Raw genomic sequence first — 17,104 nt, forward strand, 5'->3', positions numbered from 1 at the left:
TATCCACGAGCCCCTGGAGGCGCAGTGACGATCTTCCTCGACTCGGCCGGTTCCTCCCTCCCGCCCCGTGAGGTGCTGGACGAGGTGGTCGGCCACCTGCGCCGGGAGGCCGAGGTCGGCGGGTACGTCGCGGCGCGGGAGCGGGCCGACGACCTCGAAGCCGGGTACGGGGTGTTCGCCGAGCTGCTGGGCGCGGCGCCGGACGAGGTCGCGTTCACCGACAGCGCCACCCGGTCGTGGCTGACGGCGTTCGACGCGGTGCCGCTGGCCGCGGGCGACCGGGTGCTGTTCGGCGAGGCCGAGTACGCGGGCGCGGCGATCCCGATCCTGCGCCGGGCGCGGGAGGTGGGCGCGAGCGCCGAGGCGGTGCCGTCCGACGAGTTCGGCCAGCTCGACGTGGACGCGTTGAAGGACTTGCTGGACGAGCGGGTCAAGCTCGTCTCGCTGGTGCACGTGCCGACCAACAGCGGGCTGGTCAACCCGGCCCGCGAGGTGGCCGCCGCGGCCCACGAGGCGGGCGCGCTGGTGCTGCTGGACGCGTGCCAGTCGATCGGCCAGCTGCCGGTGCGGGCCGACGAGCTGGGCGTGGACATCATCACCGGCACCGGCCGCAAGTGGCTGCGCGGACCGCGCGGCACCGGCGTGCTGGTGGTGCGCCGCGAGGCGGCCGAGCGCATGCGGCCCCGGCTGGTCGACCTGCACAGCGCCGAGTGGGTCGCGCCGGACGAGGTCCGGCTGCGCGACGACGCGCGGGTGTTCGAGCTCTGGGAGGCGAGCACCGCCGACCGGCTGGGGCTCGTCGCGGCGGCCCGGCACGCGCTGGCCAGGGGGCTGGACGTGATCGAGCGCGAGGTCGGCGAGCGGGCGGGCGGGTTGCGCGCGGGGCTCGCCGCGCTGCCCGGCGTGGAGGTGCGCGACCCGGGCCGGCGCAAGGCGGGCATCGTCACGTTCACCGTGGAGGGCGTGGCGGCGGGCGACGTGCGCGACCGGCTGGCCGACGCGGGCGTCACGGTCACCGTCAGCGGCGCGTCGTCCACGCTGCTGGACATGACCCGGCGCGGGCTCGACGAGGTGGTGAGGGCGTCACCGCATTACTTCGTCGAGCCCGCGCAGGTCGATCAGGCGGTCGCGGCGGTCGAGGCCGTCAGCAGGTCCGCCCGGTGATGCGCGGGACGCAGTCGGAGTAGTCCAGGAACAGCTGCACCGCCGAGTCGTTGCGCGAGGTCTGCGCCGCGATCACCGTGTCGCGCGGGTAGAACCCGCTGGTCCCGCTCGCCGACTTCGGGTACATCTCGAAGGTGTAGCTCCAGATCTTGTGCGCGGCCCACATCCAGTCGTCGACGCTGCCGTCGGTGATGTAGAGGTCGCTGGCCTGCTGCGGCGTGTAGCCGTTCAGCGCGGCCATCCGCCGGCCCATGGTCTGGAACACGTTGGCCTGGGTGGCGTCCAGGCCCGCGGCCGTGTCGTTGTAGGTGTAGCCGTACGGCCACAGGATCAGCTCCGAGAACGTGTGCCAGTCGATGTGCGACTTGATCTGCTGCACACCACCCACCACGCGGGTGCCGACGAAGTCGCGGACCCGGGCCGTCTCCGGCGCCGAGAACGCGGACGGGCCGCGGTAGGTCTCGCTCGAACCGCTGCCGCTCGAACCGCCGCAGCAGCCCCACTGGTAGCCCCAGTTGCGGTTCGGGTCGGTGCCGGTCGAGGTGGAGTTCGGCTGCCGGTTCTTCCGCCACGCGCGGAACGAGCCGGTCGCGATGTCGTACTCCGCGCCGTCCGGGTTGACGCTCGGGATGATCCAGATCTCCCGGCTGTCGACCGCGCTCTTGATGGCCGAGTTGGACGCGTAGTTGTCCGTGTACCGCTTGATGATGTGCAGGCACATCTCCACGGTCAGGTGCTCGCGCGCGTGCTGGTTGCAGGTGAACAGCACCTCGGGCTCGGACTCGTCGACCGACGGGTTGTCGCTGAGCTTGATCATCCACAGGTCGCGGTTCTGGTACGACTTGCCGATGCTGCGCAGCGTCACCAGGTTCGGGTGGTCCTGGACGGTCTGGTTCAGCTCGGCGACCATCTCCGCGTAGTTGTGGTACCCGGTGTAGCCGGACGGGAAGTCCATCGTGCCGAGCTGCGGGTCGGTGAAGTCGACCTTCCCGAGGCCCGCCAGCTGGGCGTCCGCGTCACCGGTGTTCGTCATCGGCAGGCCCGTGGCGCGCAGCAGCAGCTGCTGGCGGGGCTCGGCGATCACGGTGAGCTTGTCGCCGTTCTGGCCGAGGACGTCGACCCCCGTCCGGGCGACCTTCGTCCGCGCCTCAGGGGTGGTCGCGGTGATTTCGAAGACGGTCCGCTCGGGGGAGTGCGCGGTCGCCGGTTGCGCCGACCCGGGGTGCACGGGGAGCACCAGGGTCACGCTCGCGACCAGCGCGGCGGCCATGAGGCCGCGCCGCTTGGTGAACATCAAGCCTCCATCATCAGCAGGGTTTGCGACGGAGATGGGCGGTACCCAACAGAAAGCTCACACAGCGTGGCCCTCGGGTCACATTCCGAGGTAGCCCCCGTTTGTCGGGTTCGCCACCCGGGCGCGGGCTGACAGTTGACGGAATTCGCGAAGCCTTACCCTTGAGGCATGCTCAGCCGCATCGACCTGCGAGGTCGTGTCCCGTCCGCCGCCGAACTGCGCGCCGCGCTGCCGCGCGCCGAGGTCGACGTGGACGCGGTGCTGCATCAGGTCCGGCCGCTGGTGGACGACGTGCGCGCCCGCGGCGTGGAGGCCGTGCTGGAGCACGGCGAGAGGTTCGACGGGGTCCGCCCGGCCTCCGTCCGGGTGCCCGCCGCCGAGCTGGACCGCGCGCTGGCCGAGCTGGCCCCCGCCGTCCGCGCGGCCCTGGAGGAGTCCGTCGCCCGCGCCCGCAAGGTGCACGCCGACCAGCGCCGGGTCGACACGACCACCCAGGTCGTGCCCGGCGGCACGGTCACCGAGCGCTGGGCGCCGGTGGCCCGAGTCGGCCTGTACGCGCCCGGCGGCCTGGCCGTCTACCCGTCCAGCGTGGTGATGAACGTGGTGCCGGCGCAGCTCGCGGGCGTCGGGTCGCTGGTGGTCTGCTCGCCGCCGCAGGCGGAGTTCGGCGGCCTGCCGCACCCGACGATCATGGCCGCGGCGGCGCTGCTCGGCGTGACCGAGGTGTGGGCCGTGGGCGGCGCCCTGGCCGTCGCCCTGCTCGCGTACGGCGGCACGGACACCGACGGCGGCGAGCTGGAGCCGGTCGACCTGGTCACCGGTCCCGGCAACATCTACCTGACCGCGGCCAAGCGCCTGCTGCGCGGCCTGGTCGGCATCGACTCCGAGGCCGGGCCGACCGAGATCGCGGTCCTGGCCGACCACACCGCCGACCCGGTGCACGTGGCCGCCGACCTGATCAGCCAGGCCGAGCACGACACGCTGGCCGCGAGCGTGCTGGTGACCACGTCCGAGGAGCTGGCCGACGCCGTCGACGCGGAGCTGGAGCGCCAGGTCGACGCGACCCGGCACAGCGAGCGCGTCCGGACCGCGTTGCGGGGCAAGCAGTCCGGCGCGGTGCTGGTGTCCACCGTGGACGAGGGGCTGCGGGTGGTGGACGTCTACGCCGCCGAGCACCTGGAGGTGCAGACCGCCGACGCCCGCGAGGTCGCGGGCCGGGTGCGCGCCGCCGGCGCGATCTTCGTCGGCCCGCACTCGCCGGTGTCGCTCGGCGACTACTGTGCGGGCTCCAACCACGTGCTGCCCACCGGCGGGTGCGCGCGGCACTCGTCGGGGCTGTCGGTGCAGACGTTCCTGCGCGGCATCCACGTGATCGACTACAGCGAGGACGCGCTGCGCGAGGTCGCGCCGCACGTCGTGGCGCTGGCGAACGCCGAGGACCTGCCCGCGCACGGCCAGGCCGTGACGGCGAGGTTCCGCGGGTGAAGCCGATCGGATCGCGGGTGGAGCTGGTCGACCTCCCCCTGCGCGAGGACCTGCGCGGCCGGACGCCGTACGGCGCGCCGCAGCTGGACGTCCCGGTGCGGTTGAACACCAACGAGAACCCCTACCCGCCCACGCCCGCCCTGGTGGAGGACGTGGTGCGCGAGGTGGCGGCCATCGCGGGCGAGCTGCACCGCTACCCGGACCGGGACGCGGTGGCGCTGCGCGAGGACCTGGCCGACTACCTGGCGTCGTCCACGGGCGTGCCGCTGACCTCGGCGAACGTGTGGGCGGCCAACGGGTCCAACGAGGTGCTGCAGCAGATCCTGCAGGCGTTCGGCGGGCCCGGCCGGTCCGCGCTCGGCTTCGAGCCGTCGTACTCGATGCACCCGATCATCGCCGCCGGCACCCGCACCGAGTGGGCGCCGACGCCCCGCCGCGCGGACTTCTCGCTGGACGTCGACGCGGCGGCGGCGGTGATCGCCTCGCGCGCGCCGGACGTGGTGTTCGTGACCAGCCCGAACAACCCGACCGGGCAGAGCCTGCCGGTCGAGGACCTGCGGGTGCTGATCGAGGCCGCGCCGGGCGTCGTCGTGGTGGACGAGGCGTACGCGGAGTTCTCGTCGCGGCCGAGCGCGGTCGTGCTGCTGGCGGACCACCCGGCCAAGCTGATCGTCAGCCGGACCATGAGCAAGGCGTTCGCCTTCGCCGGCGGCCGGCTGGGCTACCTGGCCGCCGCGCCCGCCGTGGTGGACGCGCTGCAGCTGGTGCGGCTGCCGTACCACCTGTCGGCGCTGACCCAGGCGGCGGCGCGGGCGTCGCTGCGGCACGCGTCGGAGACGCTGGGCTCGGTGGCCCGGTTGGCGGCCGAGCGCGACCGGGTGGTCGACGCGCTGACCGGCCTCGGGTTCTCGGTGGTGGCGAGCGACGCGAACTTCGTGCTGTTCGGCTGGTTCGAGGACGCGCACGCCACGTGGCGGTCGTATTTGGAACGCGGTGTGCTGATCAGGGACGTCGGCATCGCCGGACATCTGCGGGTGACGGTCGGCACTCCGGAGGAGAACGACGCGTTCCTCGCGGCGAGCAAGGAGGTTGGTCGGTGAGCCGGGTCGGCAAGGTGGAACGCACCACCAGGGAGTCGTCGGTGCACGTCGAGGTGGACCTCGACGGCACCGGGAAGGTCGAGATCGGCACCGGCGTGCCGTTCTACGACCACATGCTGACGGCGCTGGGCGTGCACGGGTCGTTCGACCTGGTCGTGCGGGCGACGGGCGACGTGGAGATCGACGCGCACCACACCGTGGAGGACGTGGCGATCGTGCTCGGCCAGGCGTTGCGGGAGGCGTTGGGCGACAAGGCGGGCATCCGCCGGTTCGGCGACGCGTGGATCCCGATGGACGAGACGCTGGCGCACGCGGCGGTGGACGTGTCCGGGCGACCGTACTGCGTGCACGTGGGGGAGCCGGAGCAGTTCAACGCGTTCACCATCGGCGGGAACTACCCGTTCGTGCTGAACCGGCACGTGTTCGACTCGCTGGCGTTCCACGCGGGGATCGCGCTGCACGTGCGGGTGGAGTACGGGCGGGACCCGCACCACATCGCCGAGGCGCAGTTCAAGGCGATCGCCAGGGCGTTGCGCGCTGCGGTCGAGCCCGACCCGCGGGTGGCGGGCGTCGTCCCGTCGACCAAGGGCGTCCTGTAGATGCCGGAGGAATACGTCGCCATCGGCCTGATCGCCCTGGCCGGCTTCCTGATCGGCGGCGTCTACAGCACCTGGAAGACGGCGAAGGGCCTGGCGGTCGTCCTGCTGGTCCTGACCGTCGTCGCCGTCGCCGCCGCCATCCTCTGGCTCCTCTGAGCGTTCAACTCACCGCTCCCGAACGTAGGACTCTCGCGTTCCGAACGTAGGACACGCGCGAGAGTCCTACGTTCGGAACGCGCGTGTCCTACGTTCGGCATAGGCGAGTCAGGCGTTCGGGCGCGTTGCGGTCGGGGGTTTGGCTGTCTGCGTATGGTTGGTCACATGTCGTCACCGGCTGAGGCCACCATCACCGTCGGTCGCCCTCGGGAGCGGGCCGATGCCGCCCGCAACCGGGCGCGCGTCCTGGCCGCCGCGGAAGAGGTGTTCGCCGCCGCCGGCGGGGCGGTCGGGGTGACGATGGAGGACATCGCGCGGGCCGCCGGCGTCGGTCGGGCGACGCTCTACCGGCGCTACCCGGACACGACGTCGATCGCGCAGGCGCTGCTGGACGAGCACGAGGCCGGCATCCAGGAGCTCATCCTCACCGGCCCGCCGCCGCTGGGGCCGGGCGCGCCGCCGGACGAGCGGCTGGCCGCGTTCTACCGGACCATGGTCGGCCTGCTGGAACGGCACCTGCACCTGGTGCTGGGCGCCGAGACGGGCGGCGCGCGGTTCCGGGCCGGCGCCTACGGCTTCTGGCGGCGGCACGTGGCCGCGCTGGTGGACGGCGCGCCGACGGCCGTCGTGGACGCCCTGATGGCGCCGTTGGCGCCGGAGGTCTACCAGTACCAGAGACAGGTGCGCGGCCTCGGCCCGGACGAGGTGACCGCGGGCCTGGACTGGCTCACAAGACGTGTTCTCGCAGGTAACTAGGCGGCACGGCGGCCACCAGCCACACGCCGTTCGCGCTCACCCGGAACTCGTGCCCGTCGGCGACCATCGCCGCGGCGTCGACCGCGAGCACCACCGGCTTCCCCCGCCGCGCACCGACCCGGACGGCCGTCTCGACGGTCGCGGACAGGTGCACGTCGTGCCTGGCCATCGGCCGCAGCCCCTCGGCCAGGACGTCCGGCAGCACCCGCCCCACCGTCCCGTGGAACAGCACCGCGGGCGGCTCGGCCACCGGCAGGTCCAGCTCCACCGCCACGGTGTGCCCCTGACTGGCCCGGATGCGTCCCCCGACGACCTCGTAGCGCTTCTTGTCGTTGCGCTCCACGACTTCCAGCACCTGCTCCCGGCTCACGCCGAGGGCGCGCACGAACTCCTCGAAGTCGACCCACCCCGCCGCGTCCAGGGTCAGCCCCACCCGTTGCGGGTCGTGGCGCAGCGTCTTCGACATCCGCTTCGACAAGCGGATCACTTCCTTCTCCTGCACGAACCCCAGTGCACCACGGCGGCACAAGCCGATTTCAGGTGCCGCCCTCGACGGCGGGCTTCAGCTTGGGCGCGCCGGGCCCGTCGGCGGCCTGCTCGTCGTCGAAGTTGTGCAGGAAGCAGCTGCGCAGCGACAGGCAGCCGCACCCGATGCACGACGTGAGCCGGTCGCGCAGCCGCCGCAGCGCGTCGATCCGGGCGTCCAGCTCCACCTGCCAGGTGGCCGACAGCCTGCTCCAGTCGGACTTGGTCGGCGTGCGGTTGTCCGGCAACGTCGCCAGCGCGGCGTGCACGTCCTCCAGCGACAGCCCGACCCGCTGCGCGGTGCGGATGAACGCCAACCGCCGCAGCACGTGCCGCGGGTACCGGCGCTGGTTGCCCGCCGTCCGCTCGGACGCGATCAGCCCCCGCTCCTCGTAGAACCGCAGCGCGGTGTGCGGCACGCCGCTGCGCTCGGCCACCTGACCGATGGTCAACATCTCCGGCAACTTGCTCACGTGCGCATCCTATGGGTTGACCTCGACCTAAGTCGAAGTTGTTCAGTGAACCCATGGCAGTCACGGACGAGTCGGGATTCGCGGCGATCCCCGCGCTGTTCCGGCGGATGACAGGCGACGAGAAGCACGAGTGGGCGGCGGCGTCCACGCTCGACGTGCTGTGGGTGCTCTACGACCGGGTGCTGGACGTCTCGCCGGACCGGGTGGACGACCCGGACCGCGACCGGTTCCTGCTGTCCAAGGGGCACGGCCCGATGGCGTACTACGCCGTGCTGGCCGCGAAGGGCTACCTCGATCCCTCCACATTGGACACGTGGACGGCGTGGGACTCGCCGCTGGGCCAGCACCCGGACCGCGTGCTGGTCAACGGCGTGGAGATCGGCAGCGGTTCGCTCGGGCACGGCCTGCCGATCGCCGTCGGCACCGCGCTCGGGCTGCGCCTGCGACAGCGGTCCGCGCGGACGTTCGTGCTGGTCGGCGACGCGGAGCTGGACGAGGGCAGCAACCACGAGGCGATCGCGCTGGCCGGCCGGTTCGGCCTGGACCGCCTGGTGGCGGTGGTGGTCGACAACGCGTCCGGCACGCACGGCTGGCCCGGCGGCGTGGCGCGCCGGTTCGAGGTCGAGGGCTGGCAGACCTCCACTGTGGACGGACGCGATCAGGGCGCGCTGCACGCCGCGCTCACGCAGGACCACCCGGGCCGCCCGCTGGCCGTGGTGGCCGAGGTCGACAAGGCCGACGAGACCGACGAGGGGGAGCGATGACGTCGATGCGCCAGGTGTTCGTGGACACCGTGGAGGACGTGATGCGGCACGACCCGAGGGTCGTGGTCGTGCTGGCGGAGATCTCGCGGGACGCGTTCGCACCGCGGGAGCGGGTGATCAACGTCGGCATCCGCGAGCAGGCGATGGTCGGCGTCGGCGCCGGGCTGGCGCTGAGCGGGTTGCGGCCGGTGGTGCACAGCTACGCGCCGTTCCTGGTGGAGCGGCCGTTCGAGCAGGTCAAGCTGGACTTCGGCCACCAGGACGTCGGCGGCGTGCTGGTCAGCATCGGCGGCTCCTACGACGACCCGGTGTGGGGCCGCACGCACCAGGCGCCCGGCGACGTGGCGCTGTTCGACACCCTGCCGGGCTGGACGGTGCGCGTGCCCGGTCACCCGGACGAGGTCGAGCCGGTCGTGCGCGACGCCCTGGCGCGCGACGACCGCGTCTACATCCGCTTGTCACTGCGGCAGAACGCCGCGCCGCGCCCGGTGGTCGAGGGGTTCACCGAGGTGCGGCGCGGACGCCGGGGCGTGGTGCTGGCGGTGGGCCCGATGCTCGACACGGTGCTGGAGGCCACCGGGGACGCGGACGTGACCGTCCTCTACGCGACGACCGCGCGGCCGTTCGACGCGGCCTGCCTCCGGGCCGCCGTGAGCCGGGTCGACCGGGCCGACGTGCTGCTGGTCGAGCCGTACCTGGAGGGCACGTCGGCGCACCGGGCGGCGGAGGCGCTGGCGGACGTGCCGCACCGGCTGCGGTCGCTCGGCGTGCGGCGGGACGCCGAGCTGCGCGCCTACGGCACCGTCGAGGACCACGATTCGGCGCACGACCTCGACGTGCTCGGCGTCGCCGCGGCCGTGCGTCGGATGTTCGGCCACCCGGCCGCTGCGGCATGATCTCCGCCTGTGAGCGCGCCGAGAACCCTGATCTGGACACCCGCGCCGACCGCGCAGTTGCAGCTGGACCTGCACCGCGCCGCCGCGGGCCCCGCGGCACTGGTGCCGGTGACGTCCGGGACGGTGCTGCTGCCGCCCCGGCGGATCGAGTTCCCGGCGGCCACCGGGCTGGCCGAGCGGGTCCGCGAGACCGGCGGGTCGGCGCTGCTGCTGCGGTGGGGGCCGGGCTGCGAGGTGTGGACCGACGGCGAGCGCGCGGGCTCCACCGGCTCGGCCCGGCGGCTGGTCGGCCTGGTCCGCTGGTGGCGCCTGGACGCCCGGCCGCTGCCCGTCGACCTGCCCGACGACGTCGCCGAGGTCCGGGCCCTGGTGGACGAGGGCCGCGCCGACACGTGGGTGACCGCCCTGCCGGACGGAGCGGGACTGGCGATCAACACCGTCCTGCCGGTGATCCCGGTGACGCAGGGCGGCACCCCGTTGGCCTAGTAGGCTGGTGGGGTGCCCAAGGTCGTCGTGCTGGACTACGGATTCGGCAACATCCGCTCCGCCGAGCGCGCCCTCCAGCGCGTCGGCGCCGAGGTGGAGGTGACCGCCGACCACCGGGCAGCGCTCGACGCGGACGGCCTGGTGGTGCCCGGTGTGGGCGCGTTCGCCGCCTGCATGGCCGGTCTGGACTCGATCAGGGGCGGTCGGCTGATCGGGCAGCGCCTCGCCGGCGGCCGTCCGGTCCTGGGCATCTGCGTCGGCATGCAGGTCCTGTTCGAGCGCGGCATCGAGCACGGTGTGCTCACCGAGGGCTGCGGTGAGTGGCCGGGCACGGTGGAGCGGCTGGAAGCGCCGGTCGTGCCGCACATGGGCTGGAACACGGTCCGCGCGCCCGAGGGGACCGAGCTCTTCGCGGGCATGGCCGACGACGCCCGGTTCTACTTCGTCCACTCCTACGGCGTGCGCGAGTGGGAGCTGGACGCGTCGGACGCGCTCCGGGCGCCACTGGTGACGTGGGCCGAGCACGGCGGCGACGAGTTCGTCGCGGCGGTGGAGAACGGTCCTCTGTGGGCGACCCAGTTCCACCCGGAGAAGTCCGGCGACGCGGGCGCGCACCTGCTGGAGAACTGGCTCAAGAGCTTCAACTAGGCTGTTCGCGTGACTTTCACGCTGCTCCCGGCTGTTGACGTGGCCGATGGCCTTGCCGTTCGGCTCGTGCAGGGCGAGGCCGGCACCGAGACCAACTACGGCGACCCGCTGGACGCCGCCCTCGCGTGGCAGCGCGACGGCGCCGAGTGGGTGCACCTGGTCGACCTCGACGCCGCGTTCGGCCGCGGTGGGAACCGCGAGCTGCTGGCCCGGGTGGTCGGCGAGCTGGACGTGAAGGTGGAGCTGTCCGGCGGCATCCGCGACGACGCGTCGCTGGCCGCGGCGCTGGCCACCGGCTGCGCGCGGGTGAACCTGGGCACGGCCGCGCTGGAGGACCCGATGTGGTGCGCGAAGGTGCTCGCCGAGCACGGCGACAAGGTCGCGGTCGGCCTGGACGTGCGGATCACCGAGCAGGGCCACCGGGTGGCCGCGCGCGGCTGGACGAAGGACGGCGGCGACCTGTGGGAGGTGCTGGAGCGGCTGGACCGCGACGGCTGCGCCCGCTACGTGGTGACCGACGTGAGCAAGGACGGCACGCTCCAGGGCCCGAACGCGGACCTGCTGCGCGAGGTCTGCGCCCGCACGGACGCGCCGGTGATCGCCTCCGGCGGGGTGTCCAGTGTGGACGACCTGGTCGCGCTGGCCGCCCTGTCGCGCGACGGCGTCGAGGGCGCGATCGTGGGCAAGGCGCTGTACGCGGGCGCGTTCACGCTCCCGGAGGCGCTGGCAGCTGTCCGCGGTTGATGGCGTCCTCGATCTCCTCGACGATGTAGGTCTCCGCGGCCTGCTCGGTCACGCCCGTGCGGGCGAGGGCCCTGGCCGCGGTGCCCTCGCCCTCGGCGAGCAGGCCGAGCAGCAGGTGCTCGGTGCCGACGAAGGTGTGCCCGTGGCGCAGCGACGCCCGCACGGCCAGCTCCAGCGCCTTCTTGCAGTGCGCGGTGAACGGTTGCGGCTCGGGCCGCTGCCGGACCGCGCCGTCCAGCTCGTTGAGCACGGCCAGCCGCGTGGTGCCCTCGGCCGCCTCCAGCTTGGCGATGGTCCTGGCGGCCAGGCCGCGCGACTCGTCCAGCAGGCCGAGCAGCAGGTGCTCGGTGCCGATGCGCTCGCTGAACCTGGCGTGGTGCCGGGCCAGCACGACGACCCGGCGGGCCCGGTCGGTGTAGCGGTCGAAGCGCGGCTTCAGCTCCGGCGACTCCTTGGGCACGAACCGCTTCTGCGCGGCCTGCTTGGTGACGCCGATGCTCTCGCCGATGTCGGTCCAGCTCGCGCCCGCGCGGCGCGCCTCGTCCACGAAGTGGCCGATGAGGTGGTCGCCGAGCTCGTCGAGCTGACCGCTCAGCTCGACGGCGGCGGTCAGCCTGCCGAGCACGTCGGTGTGCTCCGACGCGACGGTGACGATGAGGTCCGTGAGCTGGACGGGCGGCGCTATCACCCGTCAACTGTAGGTTGACGGGGAGAAGTGCGTCAACCTCTGGTTGACGACGTTCAGGCGGGGACGATCTCGATGCCGATCGTGCCCTCGCGACCGCGCCGGAGCCTGCTGCCGAGCAGCGTGAGCCTGCCCAGGACGCCGTACTTGCGGGCGATCAGCGACCGGACCCGCTCGGTGCCCGCCGCGTCCAGCAGCCGCGCGGTGGCCGGGACCTGCTCGCCGGTGGGCTTGCCCTTGATGTCGCACGGCCCGACCCGCACGTCGCCGCTGCGGCGGATGCGCTTGACCTTGCCGGCGTCGGCGGCCGACCACGCGTACAGCGTGCCGTCACCGCCCGCCACCCAGACGGGCGTCGGCACGGCGGTGCCGTCCTTGCGGAACGTGGTCAACAACAGGTACTTGCCGGCTGCGAGGTCCATGTCCGGCAAGGCTAGTGCCCGGGATGCGGAAGAGCCCCGCTCCCACGGGGGGAACGGGGCTCTTCCGGTCACGCTCAGGTCAGATGACCGTCACGTTCGTCGCCTGCGGGCCCTTGGCGCCCTGGCCGACGTCGAAGCTCACCCGCTGGTTCTCCTCCAGGCTGCGGTAGCCGCCGCTCTGGATCTCCGAGTAGTGCACGAACACGTCCGCGCCGCCATCCTCGGGGGAGATGAAGCCGAAGCCCTTCTCCGAGTTGAACCACTTCACGGTGCCCTGCGCCATCTTTTAACTCCTCATACCGCTGCCAACGGGGCGAACGCACCCGCTGAGGCCGGTCCAAACGCTGACCCTGAGGAATCACACGCTCAAACGTGTTTCGCGAGCGTGGATGACACGAACACAAAACTTTCGACCTCCACCAGTGAACCACACTTTCGCCGCCACGTCGCCTCCAACTCCGCGTGTCCTACGTCCCTACCGCGAGAGTCCTACGCTCAGGACGCGAGAGTCCTACGTCCAGCACGCGAGAGTCCTGCGCCTGGAACACCCGAGTTGAGCGCTCGGGCACCGGCGAGTCGGCCGCTCAGGGCCTCCACGTAGGCTTTTACCCATGTCAGTAGCGGTGCGCGTGATCCCCTGCCTGGACGTCGACCGGGGTCGGGTGGTGAAGGGCGTGAACTTCACCAACCTGGTCGACGCGGGCGACCCGGTCGAGCTGGCGCGGGCCTACGACGCGGAGGGCGCGGACGAGCTGACGTTCCTCGACGTGACCGCGTCGTCCAGCGACCGCGAGACCACGTTCGACGTGGTCAGGCGCACGGCGGAGCAGGTGTTCATCCCCCTCACGGTGGGCGGCGGCGTGCGCAGCGCGGAGGACGTGGACAAGCTGCTCCGCGCCGGCGCGGACAAGGTGAGCGTGAACACAGCCGCGATCGCCCGCCCGGAACTGCTCGGCGACCTGTCCCGCCGCTTCGGCGCGCAGTGCATCGTGCTGTCGGTGGACGCGCGGCGCGTGCCGGAGGGGGAGGAACCCACCCCTTCGGGGTTCGAGGTCACCACGCACGGCGGGCGCAAGGGCACCGGCATCGACGCCGTCGAGTGGGCCGTGCGCGGCCAGGAGCTGGGCGTCGGCGAGATCCTGCTGAACTCCATGGACGCCGACGGCACCAAGGCCGGGTTCGACCTGGAGCTGATCCGGCTGACGCGGGAGGTGGTGGACGTGCCGCTGATCGCCAGCGGCGGCGCGGGCGCGGTCGAGCACTTCCCGCCGGCCGTGGCGGAGGGCGCGGACGCGGTGCTCGCGGCGAGCGTCTTCCACTTCGGCACGCTGCGCATCGGCGACGTCAAGGCCGGCCTGCGCGACGCGGGAGTGGAGGTCCGGTGATGCCGAAGCGCGGAAACAGCCCCGTGGAGGTGTCCACCGCGACCCTCATCGGCGCGGCGGGCGCCCTGGCGTTCGTGCTCATGGGCGTGATCCAGTGGCAGGTCCACGGCGACTCGGCCTACGTGAAGTTCCCGGTGATCATCGCGGTGCTGGAGCTGCTGGCCGTGGTCGGCCTGGTCGCCGGCCCGCGCCCGGCCCGGCTGGTCGCCGCCTGCGTGTTCGGCCTGGCGGCGCTGGTCCACCTGCTCACCGTGCTCAACCAGGGCCCGGTGTGGATCCGCGTGCTGTCCGGCCTGCTCTCCGCGGCGCACGTCTTCGCCGTCGTGCTGCTCAACACCCGCCCCGCCCGCGTCCACTTCCTCGGAGGACAGCGTTGACCGCCGCGCTCGACCCGTCCATCGCCGCCCGGCTCAAGCGCACGGCCGACGGCCTGGTGTGCGCCGTGGTGCAGCGGCGCGGCACCGGGGAGGTGCTGATGGTCGCGTGGATGGACGACGAGGCGCTGCACCGCACGCTCACCACCCGCCGCGCCACGTACTACTCGCGCAGCAGGCAGCAGCTGTGGGTGAAGGGCGAGACGTCCGGGCACGCGCAGCACGTGCACGAGGTGCGGCTGGACTGCGACGGCGACGCCCTGCTGCTGGTCGTGGACCAGGTCGGCGCCGCCTGCCACACCGGTGACGCGACCTGCTTCGACTCGACGGTGCTGCTCGGCCCCGCCGACCCCGGCTGACCCCGGGGCCTCAGCCGAGGTCGCCGCTCAGGTAGCGCTGGAGGTTGGGGGCGATGGCCTTGACCATCGTCTCGACGTCGGCCGAGGCGAACGGCTCGAACCGCACCACGTAGCGCACCATGCCCATGCCGAAGATCTGGCTGGCCAGCAGCGTGGCCCGCAGTTCGGCGTCGGCGGAGCCCATGTGCGTGACGAGCCGCTTGAGCAGGGTCTGCACGAAGAAGCCGCGCAGCACGTCGGCGACCTGGTCGTGCGACGTCACGCTGCGCACCATCGCGGCGAACGGCCCGCCGCCGATGGGGTCCCACACGCCGATGAAGTTGCGCACGATCCGCTCGCCGAGCTCCTCGTCCGGGCCGTCGAGCAGCCGGTCCACCAGCGCGTTGATGTCGACCGGCACGTGGAGCACGGCCTTGGCGAACAGCCCCTCCTTGCCGCCGAACCAGTGGTTGACCATCGCCGCGTCGACCCCGGCCCGCGCGGCGATGGACCGGACGGTCGCGCCCTCGTAGCCGCGCTCGACGAAGACCTCGCGCGCCGCGGCCAGCAGGGCGGCCTTGGTGTCCTCGCCACCGGCCCGCCGGCCTCGGCGCTTGGGTTCGGTTTGTCGCGGGCCTTGGTTCACGTCACCATGATGGGCGATCCCACCCATTATTTCAACAAGCGTTGAAATGGAGCCCGGCCGAACCGCCGCACGGGCCCTACCGGCACAATGTCGCCATGGTGAGCGTCATCGGTGCAGGTGCGGGTCTGGGCGAGGTCAGCCCGACGCGCGAGGAGTTCCGCGAGCTGGCCGCCCAGCGGCGGGTCATCCCGGTGGTGCGGCGGCTGCTGGCGGACGCGGAGACGCCCGTGGGGCTGTACCGCAAGCTCGCGGCCGACCGGCCGGGCACGTTCCTGTTCGAGTCGGCCGAGAACGGCCGCTCCTGGTCGCGCTGGTCGTTCGTCGGCGCGCGCAGCGCGGGCGCGCTCACCGCGACCGGCGGCGAGGCGTTCTGGCTCGGGCCGCGCCCGGTCGGCCTGCCCGAGGGCGGCGACCCGCTGGTGGCGCTGCGCGAGACCATCGAGGTGCTGCGCACCGACCCGCTGCCCGGCCTGCCGCCGCTGACCGGCGGGATGGTCGGCTACATCGGCTACGACGCCGTGCGGCGGCTGGAGCGGCTGCCGTCGCTGGCCGAGGACGACCTCAAGGTGCCGGAGCTGGTCATGCTGCTGGCCACCGACCTGGCCGCGCTGGACCACCACGAGGGCACCGTCACGCTCATCGCCAACGCCATCAACTGGGACGACTCGCCCGAACGCGTCGACGCGGCGTACGACGACGCGGTGGCCCGCCTGGACACGATGACGCGCGACCTCCAGAGCCCCGCGCCGCCGACGGCCGCGGTGTTCTCCCGGCCCAAGCCGGAGTTCGTCCGCCGCCGCACCCGGCAGGAGCACCACGCCGCGGTGGAGAAGGCCAAGGAGGCCATCCGCGCCGGCGAGGCGTTCCAGGTCGTGGTGTCGCAGCGGTTCGAGATGCCGACCACCGCCGACCCGCTCGACATCTACCGCGTGCTGCGCACGTCCAACCCCAGCCCGTACATGTACCTGCTGCGGCTGGAGGACTTCGACATCGTCGGGTGCAGCCCGGAGTCGCTGGTGACCGTGCGTGACGGCAAGGCCACCACGCACCCCATCGCGGGCACCCGTTGGAGGGGCGTCGACGAGGAGGAGGACGCCCTGCTGGAGAAGGACCTGCTGGCCGACCACAAGGAGCGCGCCGAGCACCTGATGCTGGTCGACCTGGGCCGCAACGACCTGGGCCGGGTGTGCAAGCCCGGCTCGGTGACCGTGGTCGACTTCTTCAAGGTCGAGCGGTACAGCCACGTCATGCACATCGTGTCCACGGTCAGCGGCGAGCTGGACGAGGGCCGCACGGCGTTCGACGCGGTCGCGGCGTGCTTCCCGGCGGGCACGCTGTCCGGCGCGCCGAAGCCGCGCGCGATGGAGCTGATCGAGGAGCTGGAGCCGACCAGGCGCGGCCTGTACGGCGGCGTCGTCGGCTACCTGGACTTCGCGGGCGACGCGGACACCGCGATCGCCATCCGGACCGCCCTGGTGCGCGACGGCGTGGCGTACGTGCAGGCGGGCGGCGGCATCGTGGCCGACTCGGACCCGGTCGCCGAGGACAACGAGACCCTGAATAAGGCGGGCGCGGTGCTGTCGGCGATCGCGACCGCGCAGACCATGTCCCCGGCGGTGGACCCGGCCCGTGTCTGAGCGGGCCCGGTCCGACCGGCGTCCACTGTGGATCGTGGTGGCGCTGCTGCTGCTCGGCGCGGTGGCGCTGTGGGGCGCCTCGGGGGTGACGTGGGACTCTTCGGCGGACCGGAGCGGCGCCGACGTCGTGCCCGCGCTGACCCCGCTGGCGCTGCTGTGCCTGGCCGCTATCGCCGCCGCGGTGGCGCTGAGCGGTTGGGTGCGGCGGGTGCTCGGCGTGGTCGTGCTGCTGGCGGGCGTGGCGGCGGCGTTCCAGGGGCTGGACGCGGAGGGGCCCGCGCTCGGCCGCGGCCTGGTGCTGGCCGCTGCGGCGCTGGTCGTCGCGGCGGGCGTGCTGCTCGTGCTGCGCGGCTCGGCCATGCCCCGCCTGGGCGGCGGCTACCAGACGCCCGGCGCGGCCAAGCGGACCGCCGATCCCGAGCGGGAGCTGTGGAACGCGCTGGAACGCGGCGACGATCCCACGGAACGGGACTGACCGGGTGCCGGCGCGCCGGTGCCGCACGTTTGCGCACGTCGGCTCGCAAGGG

At 72.9% G+C, this 17,104-nt stretch carries 23 protein-coding genes; 16 read left to right on the forward strand and 7 right to left on the reverse strand.

Annotated features, from left to right (window positions below):
* Positions 1-24 precede the first annotated feature (24 nt).
* Positions 25-1,164, forward strand: coding sequence for an aminotransferase class V-fold PLP-dependent enzyme (locus tag AB0F89_RS15650; RefSeq protein ID WP_367136796.1), 1,140 nt, complete (start codon positions 25-27; stop codon positions 1,162-1,164).
* On the opposite strand, the gene AB0F89_RS15655 is transcribed toward AB0F89_RS15650, so the two are convergent.
* Entirely contained in the window at positions 1,145-2,458 is a 1,314-nt protein-coding gene (locus AB0F89_RS15655; RefSeq protein WP_367136798.1) for a M14 family metallopeptidase, read from the reverse strand. The two genes, AB0F89_RS15650 and AB0F89_RS15655, sit on opposite strands and share 20 nt — an antisense overlap.
* Before the next feature lie 168 nt (positions 2,459-2,626).
* Between AB0F89_RS15655 and hisD the strand changes: the two genes are divergently transcribed.
* The 5 genes from hisD (at position 2,627) to AB0F89_RS15680 (ending at position 6,554) form a co-directional block, all read left to right on the forward strand.
* Positions 2,627-3,943 carry a histidinol dehydrogenase gene (gene hisD, locus AB0F89_RS15660; protein WP_367136800.1) on the forward strand — a complete coding sequence of 439 codons (1,317 nt, stop codon included), beginning with the start codon at positions 2,627-2,629 and terminating at the stop codon, positions 3,941-3,943.
* Positions 3,940-5,043 (forward strand): histidinol-phosphate transaminase, encoded by a 1,104-nt coding sequence (locus AB0F89_RS15665; protein ID WP_367136802.1) that lies wholly within the window; start codon positions 3,940-3,942, stop codon positions 5,041-5,043. Before hisD ends, AB0F89_RS15665 begins: the two co-directional genes overlap by 4 nt.
* A complete protein-coding gene (gene hisB / locus AB0F89_RS15670) occupies positions 5,040-5,642 on the forward strand; it encodes an imidazoleglycerol-phosphate dehydratase HisB (protein WP_367136804.1) in 603 nt (200 codons plus the stop codon). Before AB0F89_RS15665 ends, hisB begins: the two co-directional genes overlap by 4 nt.
* Complete coding sequence (locus AB0F89_RS15675; protein ID WP_367136806.1) at positions 5,643-5,798, forward strand: hypothetical protein; 156 nt, start codon at positions 5,643-5,645, stop codon at positions 5,796-5,798.
* A 165-nt stretch (positions 5,799-5,963) separates the two neighbouring features.
* Positions 5,964-6,554, forward strand: a complete 591-nt coding sequence (locus tag AB0F89_RS15680) for a TetR/AcrR family transcriptional regulator (protein ID WP_367136808.1) — start codon at positions 5,964-5,966, stop codon at positions 6,552-6,554.
* On the opposite strand, the gene AB0F89_RS15685 is transcribed toward AB0F89_RS15680, so the two are convergent.
* Positions 6,526-7,056 (reverse strand): RNA 2'-phosphotransferase, encoded by a 531-nt coding sequence (locus AB0F89_RS15685; protein WP_367136810.1) that lies wholly within the window; start codon positions 7,054-7,056, stop codon positions 6,526-6,528. The genes AB0F89_RS15680 and AB0F89_RS15685 overlap by 29 nt on opposite strands.
* 34 nt (positions 7,057-7,090) lie before the next feature.
* On the reverse strand, positions 7,091-7,552 hold the full coding sequence (gene soxR / locus AB0F89_RS15690; RefSeq protein ID WP_367136812.1) for a redox-sensitive transcriptional activator SoxR: 462 nt from the start codon (positions 7,550-7,552) through the stop codon (positions 7,091-7,093).
* A 53-nt stretch (positions 7,553-7,605) separates the two neighbouring features.
* Between soxR and AB0F89_RS15695 the strand changes: the two genes are divergently transcribed.
* From AB0F89_RS15695 to priA, 5 genes are read left to right on the forward strand one after another with little or no spacing between them, the layout of a single operon-like run.
* Positions 7,606-8,316: a transketolase gene (locus AB0F89_RS15695; protein ID WP_367136814.1), complete on the forward strand. Its 711-nt coding sequence runs from the start codon at positions 7,606-7,608 to the stop codon at positions 8,314-8,316.
* Positions 8,313-9,212, forward strand: a complete 900-nt coding sequence (locus AB0F89_RS15700) for a transketolase family protein (RefSeq protein WP_367136816.1) — start codon at positions 8,313-8,315, stop codon at positions 9,210-9,212. The genes AB0F89_RS15695 and AB0F89_RS15700 overlap by 4 nt, the downstream gene beginning before the upstream one ends.
* Before the next feature lie 9 nt (positions 9,213-9,221).
* Positions 9,222-9,698, forward strand: a complete 477-nt coding sequence (locus tag AB0F89_RS15705) for a hypothetical protein (protein ID WP_367136818.1) — start codon at positions 9,222-9,224, stop codon at positions 9,696-9,698.
* A gap of 12 nt (positions 9,699-9,710) precedes the next feature.
* Positions 9,711-10,346, forward strand: coding sequence for an imidazole glycerol phosphate synthase subunit HisH (gene hisH, locus AB0F89_RS15710; RefSeq protein ID WP_367136820.1), 636 nt, complete (start codon positions 9,711-9,713; stop codon positions 10,344-10,346).
* A gap of 9 nt (positions 10,347-10,355) precedes the next feature.
* Positions 10,356-11,090 (forward strand): bifunctional 1-(5-phosphoribosyl)-5-((5-phosphoribosylamino)methylideneamino)imidazole-4-carboxamide isomerase/phosphoribosylanthranilate isomerase PriA, encoded by a 735-nt coding sequence (gene priA / locus AB0F89_RS15715; protein WP_367136822.1) that lies wholly within the window; start codon positions 10,356-10,358, stop codon positions 11,088-11,090.
* On the opposite strand, the gene AB0F89_RS15720 is transcribed toward priA, so the two are convergent.
* The 3 genes from AB0F89_RS15720 to AB0F89_RS15730 form a co-directional block, all read right to left on the reverse strand.
* Positions 11,053-11,778, reverse strand: coding sequence for a Clp protease N-terminal domain-containing protein (locus AB0F89_RS15720; protein WP_367136824.1), 726 nt, complete (start codon positions 11,776-11,778; stop codon positions 11,053-11,055). The two genes, priA and AB0F89_RS15720, sit on opposite strands and share 38 nt — an antisense overlap.
* 53 nt (positions 11,779-11,831) lie before the next feature.
* Complete coding sequence (locus AB0F89_RS15725; protein WP_367136826.1) at positions 11,832-12,197, reverse strand: PPOX class F420-dependent oxidoreductase; 366 nt, start codon at positions 12,195-12,197, stop codon at positions 11,832-11,834.
* Positions 12,198-12,276: 79 nt separating this feature from the next.
* Complete coding sequence (locus AB0F89_RS15730; protein WP_033437808.1) at positions 12,277-12,480, reverse strand: cold-shock protein; 204 nt, start codon at positions 12,478-12,480, stop codon at positions 12,277-12,279.
* A 328-nt stretch (positions 12,481-12,808) separates the two neighbouring features.
* Here AB0F89_RS15730 and hisF point away from each other — a divergent pair, with 328 nt between their 5' ends.
* From hisF to hisI, 3 genes are read left to right on the forward strand one after another with little or no spacing between them, the layout of a single operon-like run.
* A complete protein-coding gene (hisF, locus tag AB0F89_RS15735; RefSeq protein WP_367136828.1) occupies positions 12,809-13,582 on the forward strand; it encodes an imidazole glycerol phosphate synthase subunit HisF in 774 nt (257 codons plus the stop codon).
* Entirely contained in the window at positions 13,582-13,959 is a 378-nt protein-coding gene (locus AB0F89_RS15740; protein ID WP_367136830.1) for a hypothetical protein, read from the forward strand. The genes hisF and AB0F89_RS15740 overlap by 1 nt, the downstream gene beginning before the upstream one ends.
* The gene (gene hisI, locus AB0F89_RS15745) at positions 13,956-14,315 is read left to right on the forward strand and encodes a phosphoribosyl-AMP cyclohydrolase (RefSeq protein WP_367136832.1); all 360 of its coding nucleotides are present in this window, start codon (positions 13,956-13,958) and stop codon (positions 14,313-14,315) included. Before AB0F89_RS15740 ends, hisI begins: the two co-directional genes overlap by 4 nt.
* A gap of 10 nt (positions 14,316-14,325) precedes the next feature.
* On the opposite strand, the gene AB0F89_RS15750 is transcribed toward hisI, so the two are convergent.
* Positions 14,326-14,940, reverse strand: coding sequence for a TetR family transcriptional regulator (locus AB0F89_RS15750; protein ID WP_367136834.1), 615 nt, complete (start codon positions 14,938-14,940; stop codon positions 14,326-14,328).
* 95 nt (positions 14,941-15,035) lie between these two features.
* On the opposite strand from AB0F89_RS15750, the gene AB0F89_RS15755 reads away from it, so the two are divergent.
* Together AB0F89_RS15755 and AB0F89_RS15760 are read left to right on the forward strand one after the other, a co-directional pair.
* On the forward strand, positions 15,036-16,577 hold the full coding sequence (locus AB0F89_RS15755) for an anthranilate synthase component I (RefSeq protein ID WP_367136836.1): 1,542 nt from the start codon (positions 15,036-15,038) through the stop codon (positions 16,575-16,577).
* On the forward strand, positions 16,570-17,052 hold the full coding sequence (locus AB0F89_RS15760; RefSeq protein ID WP_367136838.1) for a Trp biosynthesis-associated membrane protein: 483 nt from the start codon (positions 16,570-16,572) through the stop codon (positions 17,050-17,052). Before AB0F89_RS15755 ends, AB0F89_RS15760 begins: the two co-directional genes overlap by 8 nt.
* Positions 17,053-17,104: the final 52 nt, after the last annotated feature.

The organism is Saccharothrix sp. HUAS TT1 (assembly GCF_040744945.1).
Taxonomy (GTDB): domain Bacteria; phylum Actinomycetota; class Actinomycetes; order Mycobacteriales; family Pseudonocardiaceae; genus Actinosynnema.